The 16,343-nt window shown below is 69.3% G+C and carries 15 protein-coding genes; 8 read left to right on the top strand and 7 right to left on the bottom strand.

What is annotated here, in order from left to right; all coding sequences use genetic code 11:
• Nucleotides 1-16: 16 nt before the first annotated feature.
• From OU682_RS14835 to OU682_RS14825, 3 genes are read right to left on the bottom strand one after another with little or no spacing between them, the layout of a single operon-like run.
• Nucleotides 17-1,306 (bottom strand): PP2C family protein-serine/threonine phosphatase, encoded by a 1,290-nt coding sequence (locus tag OU682_RS14835; RefSeq protein ID WP_268942944.1) that lies wholly within the window; start codon nt 1,304-1,306, stop codon nt 17-19.
• A 49-nt stretch (nt 1,307-1,355) separates the two neighbouring features.
• Nucleotides 1,356-2,630: a threonine ammonia-lyase IlvA gene (gene ilvA, locus OU682_RS14830; RefSeq protein WP_268942943.1), complete on the bottom strand. Its 1,275-nt coding sequence runs from the start codon at nt 2,628-2,630 to the stop codon at nt 1,356-1,358.
• A gap of 39 nt (nt 2,631-2,669) precedes the next feature.
• Entirely contained in the window at nt 2,670-3,053 is a 384-nt protein-coding gene (locus OU682_RS14825) for a hypothetical protein (RefSeq protein WP_268942942.1), read from the bottom strand.
• Nucleotides 3,054-3,475: 422 nt separating this feature from the next.
• Here OU682_RS14825 and OU682_RS14820 point away from each other — a divergent pair, with 422 nt between their 5' ends.
• Both OU682_RS14820 and mog read left to right on the top strand, forming a co-directional pair.
• Nucleotides 3,476-4,735 carry an argininosuccinate synthase gene (locus OU682_RS14820; RefSeq protein ID WP_268942941.1) on the top strand — a complete coding sequence of 420 codons (1,260 nt, stop codon included), beginning with the start codon at nt 3,476-3,478 and terminating at the stop codon, nt 4,733-4,735.
• A gap of 99 nt (nt 4,736-4,834) precedes the next feature.
• Nucleotides 4,835-5,368 carry a molybdopterin adenylyltransferase gene (gene mog / locus OU682_RS14815; protein WP_268942940.1) on the top strand — a complete coding sequence of 178 codons (534 nt, stop codon included), beginning with the start codon at nt 4,835-4,837 and terminating at the stop codon, nt 5,366-5,368.
• A 9-nt stretch (nt 5,369-5,377) separates the two neighbouring features.
• Here the strand turns inward: mog and OU682_RS14810 are convergent, their stop codons facing one another.
• Nucleotides 5,378-6,094 carry an LrgB family protein gene (locus tag OU682_RS14810; RefSeq protein ID WP_268942939.1) on the bottom strand — a complete coding sequence of 239 codons (717 nt, stop codon included), beginning with the start codon at nt 6,092-6,094 and terminating at the stop codon, nt 5,378-5,380.
• Nucleotides 6,087-6,467 carry a CidA/LrgA family protein gene (locus OU682_RS14805; RefSeq protein ID WP_268942962.1) on the bottom strand — a complete coding sequence of 127 codons (381 nt, stop codon included), beginning with the start codon at nt 6,465-6,467 and terminating at the stop codon, nt 6,087-6,089. The genes OU682_RS14810 and OU682_RS14805 overlap by 8 nt, the downstream gene beginning before the upstream one ends.
• A 142-nt stretch (nt 6,468-6,609) precedes the next feature.
• Between OU682_RS14805 and OU682_RS14800 the strand changes: the two genes are divergently transcribed.
• The 4 genes from OU682_RS14800 (at nt 6,610) to OU682_RS14785 (ending at nt 12,590) form a co-directional block, all read left to right on the top strand.
• Nucleotides 6,610-10,062 (top strand): chromosome segregation SMC family protein, encoded by a 3,453-nt coding sequence (locus OU682_RS14800; protein ID WP_268942938.1) that lies wholly within the window; start codon nt 6,610-6,612, stop codon nt 10,060-10,062.
• A 52-nt stretch (nt 10,063-10,114) separates the two neighbouring features.
• Entirely contained in the window at nt 10,115-10,570 is a 456-nt protein-coding gene (locus tag OU682_RS14795; protein ID WP_268942937.1) for a RidA family protein, read from the top strand.
• Nucleotides 10,570-11,328: a glycerophosphodiester phosphodiesterase family protein gene (locus tag OU682_RS14790; protein ID WP_268942936.1), complete on the top strand. Its 759-nt coding sequence runs from the start codon at nt 10,570-10,572 to the stop codon at nt 11,326-11,328. The genes OU682_RS14795 and OU682_RS14790 overlap by 1 nt, the downstream gene beginning before the upstream one ends.
• A 134-nt stretch (nt 11,329-11,462) precedes the next feature.
• Nucleotides 11,463-12,590, top strand: coding sequence for a GNAT family N-acetyltransferase (locus OU682_RS14785; RefSeq protein WP_268942935.1), 1,128 nt, complete (start codon nt 11,463-11,465; stop codon nt 12,588-12,590).
• 29 nt (nt 12,591-12,619) lie between these two features.
• On the opposite strand, the gene OU682_RS14780 is transcribed toward OU682_RS14785, so the two are convergent.
• Entirely contained in the window at nt 12,620-13,105 is a 486-nt protein-coding gene (locus tag OU682_RS14780) for a peroxiredoxin (protein WP_268942934.1), read from the bottom strand.
• A gap of 90 nt (nt 13,106-13,195) precedes the next feature.
• On the opposite strand from OU682_RS14780, the gene OU682_RS14775 reads away from it, so the two are divergent.
• Nucleotides 13,196-14,398, top strand: coding sequence for an NAD(P)/FAD-dependent oxidoreductase (locus tag OU682_RS14775; protein ID WP_268942933.1), 1,203 nt, complete (start codon nt 13,196-13,198; stop codon nt 14,396-14,398).
• 85 nt (nt 14,399-14,483) lie between these two features.
• The gene (gene rsmD, locus OU682_RS14770; protein WP_268942932.1) at nt 14,484-15,050 is read left to right on the top strand and encodes a 16S rRNA (guanine(966)-N(2))-methyltransferase RsmD; all 567 of its coding nucleotides are present in this window, start codon (nt 14,484-14,486) and stop codon (nt 15,048-15,050) included.
• Between the two features lie 79 nt (nt 15,051-15,129).
• On the opposite strand, the gene OU682_RS14765 is transcribed toward rsmD, so the two are convergent.
• The gene (locus OU682_RS14765) at nt 15,130-16,302 is read right to left on the bottom strand and encodes a pyridoxal-phosphate-dependent aminotransferase family protein (protein WP_268942931.1); all 1,173 of its coding nucleotides are present in this window, start codon (nt 16,300-16,302) and stop codon (nt 15,130-15,132) included.
• Nucleotides 16,303-16,343 lie beyond the last annotated feature (41 nt).

The raw sequence follows: 16,343 nt of genomic DNA, 5'->3' as shown, positions 1-16,343 counted from the left end.
GGGAAAGCGCTTCGCCCTAGCGGCCGGACAGGGCCACCATCTCGGCCGGGGCCAGGTATTCGATCAGCACGGCCGACATGTCGTCCTGGCGTTCGCCGCGGCAATATTCCGACACCGACCAGGCCATGGATTCCAGGAACACGTGCCCGCCCAGGAAGGCATTGGTGCGCAGGATCGCCTCGACCCCGTCATCGCCCAGAAGGCGGCCCGCGGGGTTCGTGGCTTCCGTGATGCCATCCGAGCAGATCAGCAGCCGGTCGCCGGGCTCCATCACCAGATCGATCTCGTCGAAGACCGGCCTTTCGAAGACGCCGATGGGCATGCCCCCATTGCCCAGCGGCCGGACCGAGCCATCGGCGCGCTGCAGGACCGGATGGGGATGGCCCGCCTGCACCATCCGCAGCCGGCCCGTGACATGGTTCAGTTCGGCATAGATCATCGTGTAATAGGTGTCGGTCGCCATCTCCTCCAGCATCATGTTGTTGAAGAAATGGGCCAGCGCCGCGGGGCTGACCGCGTCGGTGCCGGTCTGGGCCGCGCGCAGGGCCACGTTCTGGTCGGCCGACCCCGACAGATGCACCGACAACTGCGCCGTCAGCAGGGCGGCGGTGACACCGTGGCCCGACACGTCCAGCGCATAGATGCCGACCCGGTCATCGCCGATCGGGAAAAATCCTACCAGATCGCCGCCGATATGGCCCGCCGGGCGCAACAGCAGCGACAGCTGGATCGAGCCGAACCGGCCCGAGCGTTCCTTGACCAGCCCCTGCTGCAGCTTCCGCGCCTCGCGCAGGTCGCGGTCGATGGCGGCCTGGGTTTCCCGCAGCCGGTCAAGGGCCGCGCGCAGCTGGGCGTTGCTGGCGCGCAAGTCCTCCTCGACCCGCAGGATGCGCTCGCCTGCGGCCAGCCGCGCCAGCAGTTCCTGCTGCGTCACGGGCTTGGGGAGGAAGTCGTCGGCCCCCGCCTCCAGCCCGCGGGAAATGTCCTCGGTGTCGCGGGCCGAGGTCAGCAGCACGAAGTAACCGTAGTTGCTGCGTTCGTTGGCCCGGAAGGCGCGGCACAGATCCAGCCCGCTTTGACCCGGCATGACCCAGTCCGACAGCACGATGTCGGGATCGACGCGTTGGCACAGGGCCAGCGCGTCCTCGACCGACGCGGCCTCCAGCACCTCGTAATGGGCGCGCTTCAGCTGGATGGCGAAGATGCGGCGTTGCGCGGCATTGTGGCTGACGACCAGGACGCGGCGCACGAGCCGCGTCGCGGGCTTCTTGGGCGGGGGAGAGGTCGAACGATTCGCGCTTTTCATGCCACGGTGATAACCCGCTGGCGGTAAAGGCGCGGTTAAGCGCGACGGATCAGACCAGCAGCTCGGACAGGATCTCGTCGTTGGTGATGTCGCGATAAACGAAGCCCGCGCGGTCCAGCCGCGCCTTGAGCGCGATCAGGTTCTGCGGCGCCGAGGTTTCGATGCCGATCAGGATCGAGCCGAAGTTGCGCGCCGATTTCTTGAGGTATTCGAACCGCGCCACGTCGTCGTCGGGGCCCAGAAGCTCCAGGAAATCGCGCAGCGCGCCGGGACGCTGCGGCAGACGCAGGACGAAGTATTTCTTGACGCCCGCAAAGCGTTGCGCGCGCTCCTTGACTTCGGGCAGACGCTCGAAATCGAAGTTCCCGCCCGAGCAGACGCAGACCACCCGCTTGCCAGTCAGATCGCCCAGGTCTTCCAGAACGTCGATGGCCAGCGCGCCGGCGGGCTCCAGCACCACCCCCTCGTGGTTCAGCATCTCCAGCATGGTGCCGCAAATGCGATCCTCGGGCGCCAAATGCACGTCCTGGGGCGAGAAGCGGCGCAAGGCCTCGAAGGGCAGGGCGCCGATGCGCGCAACGGCGGCGCCATCCACGAAATTGTCCACGGCGGGCAGCGCGACCGGCGCGCCCTGCTGAAGCGCGGCCTGGAGGCTGGCGCCGCCAAGCGGTTCGGCAAAGGCAAACTGCGCATCGGGCGCCATCTCCGCGAAATACCGCGTCACCCCGGCCGCGAGCCCCCCGCCGCCCACCGGCAGCACCACCAGATCGGGTGCGCCGCCAAGCTGTTCCAGCATCTCCAGCCCCACGGTGGCCTGACCCTCGATCACGTCGGCCGAATCGAAGGGCGCCAGGAACTGCGCGCCGTGTTCGGCCGCAAAGGCCTGCGAGGCGGCCAGCGTCTGGTCGAAATAGTCGCCCGTCAGAACGATCTCGATCGCGTCGCCGCCAAAGACCTTGGTCTTGTCGATCTTCTGCTTGGGCGTCGTCACCGGCATGAAGATCGTGCCGCGCGCGCCGAAATGGCGGCAGGCATAGGCCACGCCCTGCGCGTGGTTGCCCGCGCTGGCGCAGACGAAATGCGCGTTCGTCGCCTGCCCGGGCGTCACCCGCTTGCGCATGGCATTGAACGCGCCCCGCAGCTTGTAGCTGCGCACGGGGGTCAGATCCTCTCGCTTGAGCCAGATCTCGGCCCCGAACCTGGCCGACAGGTGGTCGTTGCGCTGGAGCGGCGTCGGCTCGAACAGGTCGCGGATCGCGATTTCGGCGTTGCGGACCAGGGCGGCGAAGGAGGGGGCGGCGAAGGTGGGAGCGGAGTTTTCCATGCGCCAGCGCATGACGCGAAAGCGGGCGTTTGGCAAGGGTCAGCGCAGCGGGCGCCCTTCGACATAGTGGCCCCAGAGGGTCGTCAGGACGGACAAGCCGACAAGGGTGGTCAGCCAGTGGAGGACGCCCGACACGATCAGCGCAACGATCTTCAGCGACTCGGCGGCAAGCAGCGCTGCTGTCGCTATTTCGACGATTTCGTAGCTGACAAGCGCGATCAGGGTCAGAAGCAGGATAGACCCCGCCGCAGGCTTGAGGCTATGCAAGGCGCTCTGGATGGGGCGGGCCGCGCCAATGGCCGCCCCCGGCAAAGCGGTCCCCAGGATCAGCGCCAAGGCATAGAAAAGATAGCTGAGCACAAGTCCGACAAGCACCGTCAATGTATTGCCGCCGCCCTGAAACACCGCATACACGATTGCCATCAACGCAAGCACGGCGGACGCCAGGATGAGGACAACAGGCAGGAACACAAACATAGCGCCCCACTGCCGGGCCCGGCGGCGGGGCAATGAGATTCCCGCGATCGTCCAGAAGCACGAAGCGGTGCCACCGCACCGCGAGCCAGGCGAAGGTGAAAGCATATGTCAGCGCCAGGGCGGCGAAAACGAGCCGGAAGCCGAAGCTGGACGGTCTTGCCCAGTACTGCCCCGTCATGATCACGACGGCCACGACGCCGAAGGCAATCAGCAACGGCAGCACCGACAACAGCAACGCCTGCCGAAGATTTCCAAGAACCTGCCGCAGCGCGTGCAGCAGGATGCGAAATGCCTGCATCAAAGACCCCTGAGCAACCCCATCCTCTTATCCGCCCCCACACCCTTGTGACAACGCGGCTTCTGCCTTATTGCGCCGGAAACTTTGCCGAAGGGTTAACCGCATGACCGACGCGCCGAAAAAAGTCGTCCTTGCCTATTCGGGCGGGCTCGACACCTCGATCATCCTGAAATGGCTGCAGACCGAATACGGCTGCGAGGTCATCACCTTCACCGCCGACCTGGGCCAGGGCGAGGAACTGGAGCCGGCGCGTCAGAAGGCCGAGTTGCTGGGCATAGCGCCCGAAAACATCCACATCGAGGATCTGCGCGAGGAATTCGTGCGCGACTTCGTCTTCCCGATGTTCCGCGCCAACGCGCTTTACGAAGGGCTGTACCTGCTGGGCACCTCGATCGCCCGCCCGCTGATCTCCAAGCGCCTGGTCGAACTGGCGCACCAGCATGGCGCGGATGCGGTGGCGCATGGCGCGACCGGCAAGGGCAACGACCAGGTGCGGTTCGAGCTGTCGGCATACGCGCTGGACCCGTCGATCAAGGTGATCGCGCCCTGGCGGCTGTGGGACCTGACCTCGCGCACCAAGCTGATCGAGTTTGCCGAGCAGAACCAGATCCCCATCGCCAAGGACAAGCGCGGCGAGGCGCCCTTCAGCGTGGACGCGAACCTGCTGCACACCTCCAGCGAGGGCAAGGCGCTGGAGAACCCGGCCGAGGCCGCGCCCGACTATGTCTATCAGCGCACCGTGAACCCCGAGGACGCGCCCGATCAGCCCGAATTCATCGAGATCACCTTCGAACGCGGCGATGCGGTGGCGATCAACGGCGAGGCGCTGTCGCCCGCCACGATCCTGACCCGCCTGAACGAACTGGGCGGCAAGCACGGCATCGGTCGCCTGGACTTCGTGGAAAACCGCTTCGTCGGCATGAAGTCGCGCGGCATCTATGAAACGCCGGGCGGCACGATCCTGCTGGAAGCCCATCGCGGGATCGAGCAGATCACGCTGGACAGCGGTTCGGGCCACCTCAAGGACAGCCTGATGCCGCGCTATGCGGAACTGATCTACAACGGCTTCTGGTTCAGCCCCGAGCGCGAGATGCTGCAGGCCCTGATCGACAAGTCGCAGGAGCATGTCTCGGGCACGGTGCGGCTGAAGCTCTACAAGGGTCTGGCGACCTGCGTCGGCCGCTGGTCTGACCAGTCGCTCTACTCCGAGGCGCATGTCACCTTCGAGGACGATGCCGGCGCCTATGACCAGAAGGACGCCGCGGGCTTCATCCGCCTGAACGCCCTGCGCCTGAAGCTGGTCGCGAACCGGAACGCGCGGAACAAGTAAGCCGCCCGCATCACGACCCATGGGCCGCGGCATCCCCGCGGCCTTTTCTTTTGCCCGGGCCTGTCCCACAGTGGCCCGGTCCAGCAGAAGGCCCGTCCCATGACCGACCGTCCCGCCCGTATCAGCATCGTCACCGTCAGCGACCGCGCCGCCCGCGGCGAATACGAGGACAAGGGCGGCCCCGGCGCCGAGGCCTGGCTGCGCGACGTGGTGGTTTCCCCCATGGAAATCACCCGCACCATCATCCCGGACGGGCGCGAGGGCGTGGCTGCGACGCTGCGCGAACTGGTGGAGGGCGGCGCCGACCTGATCCTGGTGACCGGCGGCACCGGACCCGCCCCCCGTGACCAGACCCCCGAGGCGGTGATGGACGTGGCCGAAAAGGAACTGGAGGGCTTCGGAGAGGAAATGCGCCGCGCATCTCTGGCCGAGGTCCCGACCGCCATCCTGTCGCGACAGACGGCGGTGGTCCGGGATGCGACGCTGATCATCACCCTGCCGGGCAAGCCCGCGGCGATTGCGACCTGCCTGAACGCGGTGTTTGCCGCGGTGCCCTATTGCCTGGACTTGATCGGTGCCGCGCGGATCGAGACGGATGCAGGGAAGGTGAAGGCGTTTCGGCCCGGATCCTGAGGGACCCTTTCACCCCATCCACCCCACTACCATCGGCGCGATCACCGCGGTCAGCACCGCGTTCAACCCCATCCCGATCCCTGAAAATGCCCCCGCCGTCTGGTTCACCTGGAACGCCCGCGCGGTGCCGATGCCATGCGCGGCAACGCCCACGGCGAAGCCTCGCGCCCGCCAGTCCCGCACGCGCAGCGCGTTCAGCAGCGGCGTCACCACGATGGCCCCGAAGATCCCCGTCAGCAGCACCAGGGCGGCGGTGAGGGTGGGCTGGCCGCCGATCCGCTCGGCGATGCCGATGGCGACGGGGGCGGTCGTGGACTTGGGCGCCAGGGACGCCAGCACGGGGCCGCCGATCCCGAAGGCGCGGGCGATCAGCAGGGCCGAGACGATCGCCACGCCCGACCCCACGCAAAGCCCCGCCAGCATCGGCCAGGCGGCGCGGCGGACCCTCGGCAGGTTGTCGTAAAGCGGCAGCGCCAGGCAGACCGTCGCGGGGCCGAGCATGAAGTGGACGAACTGCGCGCCCTCGAAATAGGTGGCGTAGTCGGTGCCCGTGGCGGCCAGCAGGACCGCCAGCAGGATCACCGCGATCAGCACCGGGTTGGCCCAGCTTTGCCGCCCGGCTGCGCGAAACAGCGCGTCGCCGATGACATAGGCCACCAGCGTCGCCGTCAGCCACAGCAGCGGGCCCTGCGCCAGATAGGACCAGATCAGCGCGGGATCAGCCATCGGCATCCTCCTTCAGCGCGGATGGATCGACCGACCCGGTCCAGCGCGCCACGGCCTGGAAGGCCAGCGCCCCCGCCGCGATGGCCAGCAGCGTGGAGCCCATGATCGCCACCGCCAGCCCGATGCCCTGGTCGCGCAGGGTCGGCCAATGGGCAACGACCCCCACCCCTGCCGGGACGAAGAACAGCGACAGATGCGCCAGCAGCCCCTGGGCCGCCGGACGCAACCGGTCGGCCAACGGCGGGCGCAGGATGCAGGCCGCGACCAGCAGGCACAGGCCCACGACCGGGCCGGGCAGGGGCAGGTCCAGCGCGCGGGACAGGATCTCTCCGACAAGCTGGAAGGCCAGAATCAGGGACAGCGCGGTGATCATGGCACCGATGGTAGCGGAAATCGGCCCATCCACCATGCCGATCTTGTGGAAACTGTCTTGCCGCTCTCCAGATATAGCGGGTGGTGGTTGACTTGCCCCCGCGCGATGCGACAATCCCCACGGGATTTGGAAAGGGACTCGCTTGCGCTTCGACCGGCTGCGACTGAACGGCTTCAAAAGCTTCGTGGACCCGACCGACCTGGTCATCCGCGAGGGGCTGACCGGCGTCGTGGGCCCAAACGGCTGCGGCAAGTCGAACCTGCTCGAGGCGCTCCGCTGGGTCATGGGCGAGAACCGCCCGACCGCGATGCGCGGCGAAGGGATGGAGGACGTGATCTTCGCCGGCACCGCGCGCCGGTCCGCCCGCGCCCATGCCGAGGTGGTGCTGACGGTGGACAATCGCGACCGGCTGGCGCCTGCGGGCTTCAACGGCGACGACCAGTTCGACATCGTGCGCCGGATCACCCGCGACGCGGGGTCCGCCTACAAGATCGGCGGCAAGGACGTGCGGGCGCGGGACGTGCAGATGCTGTTCGCGGATGCCTCGACCGGCGCGCATTCGCCTGCCTTGGTCCGGCAGGGCCAGATCAGCGAGCTGATCAGCGCTAAGCCGCGAAGCCGCCGCCGGATCCTAGAGGAGGCGGCGGGGATCAGCGGCCTTTACCAGCGCCGGCACGAGGCGGAGCTGAAACTGAACGCGGCGGAATCGAACCTCACCCGCGTCGAGGACACGCTGGACCAGCTGTCCACCCAGGTGGTGTCACTGACCCGGCAGGCCCGCACCGCCGCCCGCTATCGCGAGATCGGCGCGGCGCTTCGGCTGGCCGAGGGCGCGCTGCTTTATCGCCGCTGGTCCGAGGCCGAGGCGGCGCGGCTGGCCGCGGCCGAGGCGCTGACCGGAGCCATCCGCGATGCCGCGGCAGCCGAGGCGGCATCGCGCGAGGCATCCGCCCGGCGCGAAGCGTCCGAGGCCGCGCTGCCGGACCTGCGTGAAGAAGAACAGGTCGCCGCCGCCATCCTGTCGCGCATCGTGGTCGAACGCGAAGCCCTGGACGAGGCTGACATCCGCGCGGCACAGGCCATCGCCGGCCTTCAGGCCCGCATCAGCCAGCTTGCCCGCGACATCGAGCGCGAGGAGTCGCTGAACCGCGACGCCGGAGAGGTGGTCGAGCGGCTGGCTTGGGAGCAGGCGGAACTGGAAAAGGCCGGGCAGGGCCATGACGCGCGGTTGGACGCGGCCGCCCATGCCGCCGACGAAGCCGCCGAGGCGCTGCGCGAGGTCGAGGCGCGGCTGGCGGAACTGACGGACGAGGCGGCTCGCCTTGCCGCGCGGCACCAGTCGGCGGAACGGCTGGCCGCCGACCTGCGCGCGATGCTGGATCGGTCGGAACGGGCCGGCACCGAGGCGCAGGCCGCCGTCGCCCGCGCCGCCGAGGCGGGTGCAACCGCCGAGGACGCGCTTGCCATCGCGGAGCAGGCGCAGGAGGCTGCCGCCGAGCGCGCCGAGGCCGCCGAGGATGCGCTTGCCGCCGCCGAGGCAGCCCGGGCCGAGGCCGAAGCCCTTGAGGCCGGCGCCCGAATAGCCCGGGCCGAGGCCGAGGGCGAGGCCAGCGCGCTGGCCGCCGAAATGGCCGCGCTGCGCCGGCTGGTGGAACGCGGCCAGTCGGGGGGCAAGTCGATCCTCGACCAGGTGACCGTGGCAAAGGGCCATGAGGTGGCCTTTGGCGCGGCGTTCGGCGACGATCTGCGCGCGGGCCTTGCGGCGGATGGCGAAAGCGGCTGGCATCTGCTGGCCCCATGGGACGATCCGCAGCCCTTGCCGGCTGGCGCGGCGTCCCTGGCACCACATGTCGATGGCCCGGCAGCCCTGGGGCGCAGGCTGTCGCAGGTGGGGCTTGTCGCCGATGCGGCGACTGCCGCGACCATGCAGCCGGCGCTGAGGCCCGGCCAGCGGCTTGTCACGCCCGCGGGCGATCTGTTCCGCTGGGACGGGATGCGGGTCATGGCGGGCGAGGCATTGTCGGCCGCCGCCCTGCACCTTCAGAAGGTCAACCAGCTGGCCGAACTGTCGGACCAGACCGCCGAGGCCGAGGCCAGGGCCGCTGTCGCGATCGAGCGCCACGAGGACGCCCGCGCAGCCCTGTCGGATGCCACGGCGACCGAGAAATCCGCCCGGGATGCCCGGCGCGATGCGGAACGGCAGCTGTCCGATGCGGCACGTGCCCTGACGCGGGCCGAATCCGACCTGTCGATGGCGCGCAGCCGCGCCGAGTCGGCTGGGGGCGAACTGGCGCGGCACCAGGCCGATGCGCTGGACGCGCGCGGGCGATTGGCGCAGGCGGAAGCAGCGCTGGCCGAGTTGCCGGACAGGGCGGACGCGGCCACGGCCCTGGAACATGCCCGCACCGGGGTCGAGGCCGCGCGCATCGCCACGATGACCCGCCGCGCCGCGCTGGACGAGTTGAAGCGCGAGGCCAATGCACGGACGAAGCGCCTGCAGGAGATCGCCAAGGAGGAGTCCGGCTGGAAGCTGCGCCTGCAGCAGGCAGGCACGCGGGCCTCGGAACTGACCGCCCGCCGCGATGCCGCCGCCGCCGAACTGACGGATGCCGAGGCGCAGCCTGCCGTGCTGGCCGACCGCCGCGCCAGCCTTCGGGCGCGCGAAGCGGATGCCGACACGCGCCTGACCGCCGCCCGCGACACGCTGGCGATCGCCGAGGACGCCGCCCGCAGCGCAGCCCATGCCGAGCGCGAAGCCGAGCGCGCCGCCTCCGAGGCCCGCGAAACCCGCGCCACCCGCGAAGCGCGCGCCGAGGCCGCGCGGAACGCCGAGGCCGCTGCCCGGGCGCGCATCCTCGAGGAAACCGAGACGACGCCGCAGGCGCTGCTGGCCTCGCTTGGCGACCGGCCCCCCGATGCGCCCGCCGCCGTGCTGGAGGACCAGATCGCCCGGCTGCGCACGCAGCGCGACGGGCTTGGCGCCGTCAACCTGCGCGCCGACGAGGACAAGCGCGAAGTCGAGGCCGAGCGCGACCGCCTTGCCGCCGAGAAATCCGACCTTGAGGAAGCCATCCGCAAGCTGCGGGCAGGCATCACCAGCCTGAACCGCGAAGGGCGCGAAAGGCTGCTGGCGGCCTTTGACACGGTGAATGCCAACTTCGGCACGCTGTTCACCACCCTGTTCGGCGGCGGCGAGGCGCGGCTGGTTCTGGTCGAATCCGACGATCCGCTGGACGCCGGGCTGGAAATCATGTGCCAGCCGCCCGGCAAGAAGCTGTCCACGCTGTCGCTGCTGTCCGGCGGCGAACAGACCCTGACGGCCATGGCACTGATCTTTGCGGTGTTCCTGGCCAACCCGGCGCCGATCTGCGTGCTGGACGAGGTGGACGCGCCGCTGGACGACGCCAATGTCAGCCGCTTCTGCGACCTGCTGGACGAGATGACGCGCCGCACCGACACGCGCTTCCTGATCATCACCCACCACGCCGTCACCATGTCGCGCATGGACCGGCTGTTCGGCGTCACCATGGTGGAACAGGGCGTCAGCCAGCTTGTCAGCGTGGATCTGAAGCGCGCCGAGGCTCTGGTCGCCTGACGCCCGCCTTGTTACGGTGCCGCCCGAATCCGCAAGCCATACGAGGGACATCATGAGCATCGAAGCCACCCTGGCCCAGAAGGGCATCACCCTTCCCGCAGCGCCTGCGCCCGCGGCGAACTATGTGCCCTTCGTGCAGACGGGCAATCTGGTCTTCGTGTCGGGCCAGATCAGCCAGGATGAGAGCGGGCAGATCAAGGGCCGCCTGGGCGATGGCATGTCGGTGGAAGATGGCGCCGCCGCCGCCCGCCGCTGCGGGCTGTCGCTGATCGCGCAGCTGAAGGCCGCCGTGGGCGATCTGGACCGCGTGCGTCGCGTGGTCAAGCTGACGGGCTTCGTGAACTCGACCCCCGATTTTGCCGACCAGCCCAAGGTCATCAACGGCTGTTCCGACCTGATGGTCGAGGTCTTCGGCGATGCCGGCCGCCATGCCCGCGCCGCCGTTTCCGCCCCCGCGCTGCCCCTGGGCGTCGCGGTCGAGATCGAAGCAATCTTCGAGGTCGCGTGATGATGGCCCTGCCGCGGGCCTTCCTGAGCATGCCGGTCGCGCACCGGGGCCTGCATGGTCCCGGCGTCCCGGAAAACAGCCTGGTCGCCGCGCAGGCCGCGATCGACGCGGGCTATGCGATCGAGCTGGACATCCAGCCGGCCCGGGGTGGCGAGGCGATGGTGTTCCACGACTATGACCTGCGCCGCCTCGCGGGTGCCGAGGGCTTCATCGCGGGCCTTGACCCGGCGGCGCTGTCGGGGATGCGGCTGCTGGGCACCGACCAGCCCATCCCGACCCTGCGGCAGTTCCTGGATCTGGTCGCGGGCCGCGTGCCCCTGCTGATCGAGATCAAGGACCAGGACATGTCGCTTGGCCCCGACATCGGCACCCTGCATCAGCGTGTCGCGGCGGATTTGCAGGATTACGGCGGCCCCGTCGCGGTCATGTCCTTCAACCCGCATGTGGTCGAGGCCTTCCACAGGCTTGCGCCGCATGTCCCCGTCGGGCTGACCACCTGCGGCTACGCGGAACAGGACTGGCCCGGCATCCCCGAGGAAACGCGCAGCCACCTGGCCGGGATCAACGACTTCGACCGTTCCGGCGCCTGCTTCGTTTCGCATGACAAGCATGACCTGGCCAATCCGCGCCTTGATGCGCTGAAGGCACAGGGCGTGCCGATCCTGTGCTGGACCATCCGCAGCGCGGAGGAGGAGGTGCTGGCCCGCCGCGTCGCGGACAACATCACCTTTGAAGGCTATCGCCCGACTGCAACCTAGCCGGGGGACTTCGCGTCCCCCATTCGCCTTCGGCGAAGTCCCCCTGCGGGATATTTGAGCCAAAGTGAAAAGCCTGCGCGAATGTGAGCAGGGGACCGCTGACAAACCCGCCCCGACCGCCTAGCTTGCCAGCCATGAGCGCGCTTACCCTGTCCACCCATGCCAGCATCGCCGCGATCCCGGCCGACACCTGGGACGCGCTTGGGGATGGCAATCCCTTTACCACGCACCGCTTCCTGCTGGCGCTGGAGGAATCCGGCTCGGTCGGGCGTGGGACGGGCTGGCAGCCCCTGCATGTGACGCTGGAGGATGGCGGCACGGTGGTTGCCGCCGCGCCGCTTTACGCCAAGTCGCACAGCCAGGGCGAATACATCTTCGACCATGCCTGGGCCGAGGCCTATGGGCGCGCGGGCGGTCGCTATTATCCCAAGCTGCAGGCGGCGGTGCCCTTTACCCCGGTGACCGGCGCCCGGCTGCTGACGGAGGACCCGGCCATGCGGCAGTCGCTGCTGGCCGGCATGACGCGGCTGGCCGAACGGGTCGGGGCATCGGGCCTGCATGTCACCTTCTGCACGGAAGCCGAGGCCGAGGCCGGGTCCGCCACCGGCCTTCTGCCCCGCGTCACGCAGCAGTTCCATTGGCTGAATCGGGGCTATGCCGGCTATGACGATTTCCTGGGGGCGCTGTCCTCGCGCAAGCGCAAGGATCTGCGCAAGGAACGCGCCCGGGCGCAGGCTTTCGGCGGCACGATCCGGCACCTGACCGGCGATGACCTGAAGCCGCAGCATTGGGACGCCTTCTGGGCCTTCTACCAGGACACCGGCAGCCGCAAATGGGGCCGGCCCTACCTGACGCGGGCCTTCTTCGACTGCCTGCAGCAGACCATGCGCGACGACATCCTGCTGGTCCTGGCGGAACGGGACGGGCGACCCATCGCGGGGGCGCTGAACTTCATCGGGCCGGATGCGCTTTACGGCCGATACTGGGGCTGCATCGAGGACCATGCCTTCCTGCATTTCGAACTGTGCTATCATCAGGCCATCGACATCGCGATCGAGCGCGGGCTGGCGCGGGTCGAGGCCGGCGCGCAGGGCGAACACAAGCTGGCCCGGGGGTATGAACCCGTCGCCACCCATTCGCTTCACTGGGTGGCTGACAAGGGATTCCTGCGCGCCCTGGCCAATTATCTGGACCGCGAACGCATGGCGATGGGCGAGGAGATCGAGGCCCTTGCGGATTTCACGCCCTTCCGCAAGGGCTAGGGACCGGCTGGCGGCCGGTCCCGCTTGGGTCAGACCTTCTCCAGCAGCGCCTCGCCCGCGCTGACGCCGCACTGGCCGGGGCTGTCCTCGACGTCCAGGGCCTCGAATGTGCCGTCCTTCAGCAGCGCGGCATAGCGTTTGGAGCGGCCGTAGAAGCCGGCAGGCGGCGCGTCGAAGTTCAGGCCAAGCGCGCGGGTCAGGCTGCCGTCGGCATCGGCCAGAACCTCGATCCCCGCGTCCTGGGCGCCGGTGGCCTTGGCCCAGGCATCGGCGACAAAGGGGTCGTTCACGGTCACGCAGACGATCCGGTCCACGCCCTTGCCGCGGAAGGCATCGGCATTGCGCACGAAGCTGGGCATGTGGGCATTGGTGCAGGTGCCGGTAAAGGCGCCCGGCACGCCGAACAGGGCCACGCGGCCCCGGGCCAGGTCGGCGGTGTCCACGGCCTCGGGGCCATTGGCGCCCACGCGCAGCAGCTTGCCCTGGGGCAGCCGGTCTCCGACGGTGATGGTCATCCTGTCCTCCTTGGAATTGCAACGGATTCGCCGCGACTATAGGGTGCCGTCCGGTGACAGGCCAGCGGGCCGCAACAGGCAGGGATGGCCATGAAGATCGTGATCGTCGGGGCAGGGCAGGCGGCGGCGTCCATGGCGGCGCGGCTGCGCGCCAAGGGCCATGAGGGCGAGATCGTGGTGATCGGCGCGGAATCCGCGGCCCCCTATCAGCGCCCGCCGCTGTCCAAGGCCTATCTGCTGGGCCAGATGGGGCTGGACCGCCTGGTGCTGCGGTCGCCGGAATGGTGGGACGATCAGCGCATCACCCTGCGGCTGGGCGAAACGGCGACTGCCATCGACCCGGCGCGGCGGGTGGTCGCGACCGACAAGGGGCAGGTGGGTTATGACGTCCTGGCCCTGACCACGGGCGCGTCAGCCCGCCGCCTTCCCGCCGCCATGGGGGGCGAGTTGCCGGGCGTCCACGTGATCCGCAACCTGGCCGACGTGGACGCCCTGGCCCCGCAAATGCAGCCGGGCCGCCGCCTGATCGTGATCGGCGGCGGCTATATCGGGCTGGAGGCCGCAGCGGTCGCCCGCAAGCTGGACCTGATCGTCACGCTGATCGAGGCCGCGCCGCGTATCCTGGGCCGCGTGGCCGCGCCCGAGACGGCGGACATGATCCGCGCCCTGCATCTGGCGCACGGCGTGGAAATCCTGGAGGGCACCGGCATCTCCCGGATAAGCGGCAGCGATCACGCGACCGGCGTGGCATTGACCGAGGGGCGCGAATTGCCCGCCGACCTGATCGTCACCGGCATCGGCGTCCTGCCGGAAACCACCCTGGCGCAGACCGCCGGGCTGTCCTTGGACAACGGGATCGCCACCGACGCCTTGGGCCGGACCTCGGATCCGGCGATCTGGGCGGCGGGGGATTGCGCCAGCTTTCCTTGGCAGGACGAACGGCTGCGGCTGGAAAGCGTCGGCAATGCCATCGACATGGCCGAGGCGGTGGCCGACAACATCCTGGGCGCGGACAAGGCCTATCAGCCGAAGCCCTGGTTCTGGTCCGACCAGTTCGATGCCAAGCTGCAGATCGCCGGCCTTGGAACTGGTCACGACCGGATCGTCACGCGTCCGGGCAACGGCCAGCATGGCGGATCCGTCTGGTATTTCCGCGGCGACCGCCTGATTGCCGTGGACGCGCTGAACGACGCCCGCGCCTACATGATCGGCAAGCGCCTGATCGAGGCCGGGCGCAGCCCCGACCCCGGCGCCATCGCAGCGGCGAGCGACCTCAAGGCACTGCTCGCATGAGGTTTCTTCTTCACTCAAATATCCTCGGGGGGAGCCGCGCAGCGGCCGGGGGGCAGACGGCCCCCCGTGATCGCGGGACGCAAGCATGAGGATCGTCGGCGGCAGCCTGCGCGGCCTGAAGCTGGCGGATGTGGGCGAAGGCGACGCCACCGGCCATCTGCGCCCCACCACCGACCGCGTGCGCGAGGCGATCTTCAACCTGCTGGTCAATGGCACGCATGGCAACCCCGTCCCGGGCGCGCGCGTGCTCGATCTGTTCGCCGGAACCGGGGCCCTGGGGCTGGAGGCCCTGTCTCGCGGCGCGGCCCATGTGACCTTTGTCGATGACGGCGCCAAGGCGCAGGCGCTGGTCCGCAGCAACATCGCCAAGGCCAGGGCCGAGGGTGCGACGGACCTGCTGCGGCGCAACGCGACCCGTCTGGGCGAGAATCGCGGCGCAGCCTGCGGGCTGGTCTTCCTCGACCCGCCCTATGCGCAGGGTCTTGGTGAAAAAGCCATCGCCTCGGCGCTAGCTGGCGGTTGGGTCGCCCCCGGTGCGGTGGTGGTCTGGGAAGAAAGCCGGCCGCCGCTTGTGCCCGCTCCGTTGGTGCAGATCGACCAAAGGCGCTATGGCGATACGCTCGTCACGCTGGCGCGGCTGCCCGGGGCGTAGCGGGATGTGATGCCCGGGCCGCGCGAAAGGCCGAGATGCAGTGGATCCCGAGGGAACGCCGCCCGGCAGGGCGACCGGCTCACGCCGGTTCCGCCAGCACCCGCGCTGCGGCATCCAGCGCTCCCGGCCCGTAGGGGATGCCAAGCGCCGCCATTCCGGCCTGCATCGCGCCAAGCGCCGACAGGATCATGGCCGCATTGGCATGGCCCATATGGCCGATCCGCAGTGCGTTTTCAGGCTGCTCGGCGCCAAGGCCCACCCCCAGCGTCACGCCGCAATTCGCCGCCACCCAGGACCGCAGCGCATCGGCCCCCGGCAGTGCCAGCGCCGTGACCGAGGCCGCCCGCGCCGTGGGATCCTTGACCGACAGGCGGATCCCGGTATCGCCCTGGCCCCATTCGTCGACCGTCGCCCAGACGGCGCGGGCCAGGGCCGCGTGGCGCGCCCAAACGGCGAACAGGCCCTCCTCGTCCAGGATCATCCGCAGCGCCTCGTCCAGGGCGAAGATCTGCTGGACGGGCGGCGTGCCGCCCCAGAAGCGCCACAGGGCCTCGGCATTGGCGCGGGCGTGCCAGTCCCAATAGGGCGTGGTCAGTTGCGAACGCCCGCGCGCGGCGGCCTTGCCGGAATACCAGACGAAGCAGGTGCCGGGCAGGGCCATCATCCCCTTCTGGCTGGCCGCGATCAGCACGTCCACGCCCCAGTCGTCCATCATCATCGGCGCGCAGCCAAGCGATGCGATGGCATCCACCACCAGCAGCGCCGGGTGATCCCCCATGGCCTCGCGAAGCGCCGGGATGTCGGTCATCACGCCCGTCGCCGTGTCGATCTGGCATACCATGACCGCCTTGATCGCGCCGGCCTTGTCCTCGGCCAGGCGGCGGGCCAGCATGTCGGGGTCGGCGGGCAGGCTGCCGAAATCCAGCCGCTCCACCGCAATGCCCATCTGTTCCATCTGCTGCGCCCAGGACCGCCCGAAATGGCCCGATGTCAGCGCCAGCGCCCGGTCGCCCGAGCTGAAGATATTGGCGCCCGCGGCCTCCCACGCGGCATGGCCGTTGCCGATATAGGGCGCCAGATGCGCCTGCGTGCCGGCCAGCCGCTTCAACTGCTCCATGACCTGCAGGTTCAGATCCGCCAGTTCCTCGCCATAGATGTCGGGCGAGGCCCGATGCGCGGCGGCCAGCACCCGCTCGGGAACGGGCGAGGGTCCGGGAATGGCGATGACGGGGCGACCGGCGGCAAGGCTCATGGCGTTCAACTGTCCTTCACATGCTGCAAGGATCGCTAGTG

It is taken from the genome of Paracoccus benzoatiresistens (assembly GCF_026913015.1).
Classification (GTDB): Bacteria; Pseudomonadota; Alphaproteobacteria; order Rhodobacterales; family Rhodobacteraceae; genus Paracoccus; species Paracoccus benzoatiresistens.
The sequence above is the reverse complement of the archived record's forward strand: the minus strand, read 5'-3'. Positions and strand labels throughout refer to the sequence as shown.

Excerpts from the sequence above, each read along its gene's own strand:
- OU682_RS14790 (WP_268942936.1), top strand. The coding sequence starts at position 10,570 with ATGATGGCCCTGCCGCGGGCCTTCCTGAGCATGCCGGTCGCGCACCGG.
- OU682_RS14780 (WP_268942934.1), bottom strand. The coding sequence starts at position 13,105 with ATGACCATCACCGTCGGAGACCGGCTGCCCCAGGGCAAGCTGCTGCGC.
- rsmD (WP_268942932.1), top strand. The coding sequence starts at position 14,484 with ATGAGGATCGTCGGCGGCAGCCTGCGCGGCCTGAAGCTGGCGGATGTG.
- ilvA (WP_268942943.1), bottom strand. The coding sequence starts at position 2,630 with ATGGAAAACTCCGCTCCCACCTTCGCCGCCCCCTCCTTCGCCGCCCTG.
- OU682_RS14785 (WP_268942935.1), top strand. The coding sequence starts at position 11,463 with ATGAGCGCGCTTACCCTGTCCACCCATGCCAGCATCGCCGCGATCCCG.
- OU682_RS14765 (WP_268942931.1), bottom strand. The coding sequence starts at position 16,302 with ATGAGCCTTGCCGCCGGTCGCCCCGTCATCGCCATTCCCGGACCCTCG.
- OU682_RS14775 (WP_268942933.1), top strand. The coding sequence starts at position 13,196 with ATGAAGATCGTGATCGTCGGGGCAGGGCAGGCGGCGGCGTCCATGGCG.
- mog (WP_268942940.1), top strand. The coding sequence starts at position 4,835 with ATGACCGACCGTCCCGCCCGTATCAGCATCGTCACCGTCAGCGACCGC.
- OU682_RS14805 (WP_268942962.1), bottom strand. The coding sequence starts at position 6,467 with ATGATCACCGCGCTGTCCCTGATTCTGGCCTTCCAGCTTGTCGGAGAG.
- OU682_RS14835 (WP_268942944.1), bottom strand. The coding sequence starts at position 1,306 with ATGAAAAGCGCGAATCGTTCGACCTCTCCCCCGCCCAAGAAGCCCGCG.
- OU682_RS14810 (WP_268942939.1), bottom strand. The coding sequence starts at position 6,094 with ATGGCTGATCCCGCGCTGATCTGGTCCTATCTGGCGCAGGGCCCGCTG.
- OU682_RS14825 (WP_268942942.1), bottom strand. The coding sequence starts at position 3,053 with ATGGCAATCGTGTATGCGGTGTTTCAGGGCGGCGGCAATACATTGACG.
- OU682_RS14795 (WP_268942937.1), top strand. The coding sequence starts at position 10,115 with ATGAGCATCGAAGCCACCCTGGCCCAGAAGGGCATCACCCTTCCCGCA.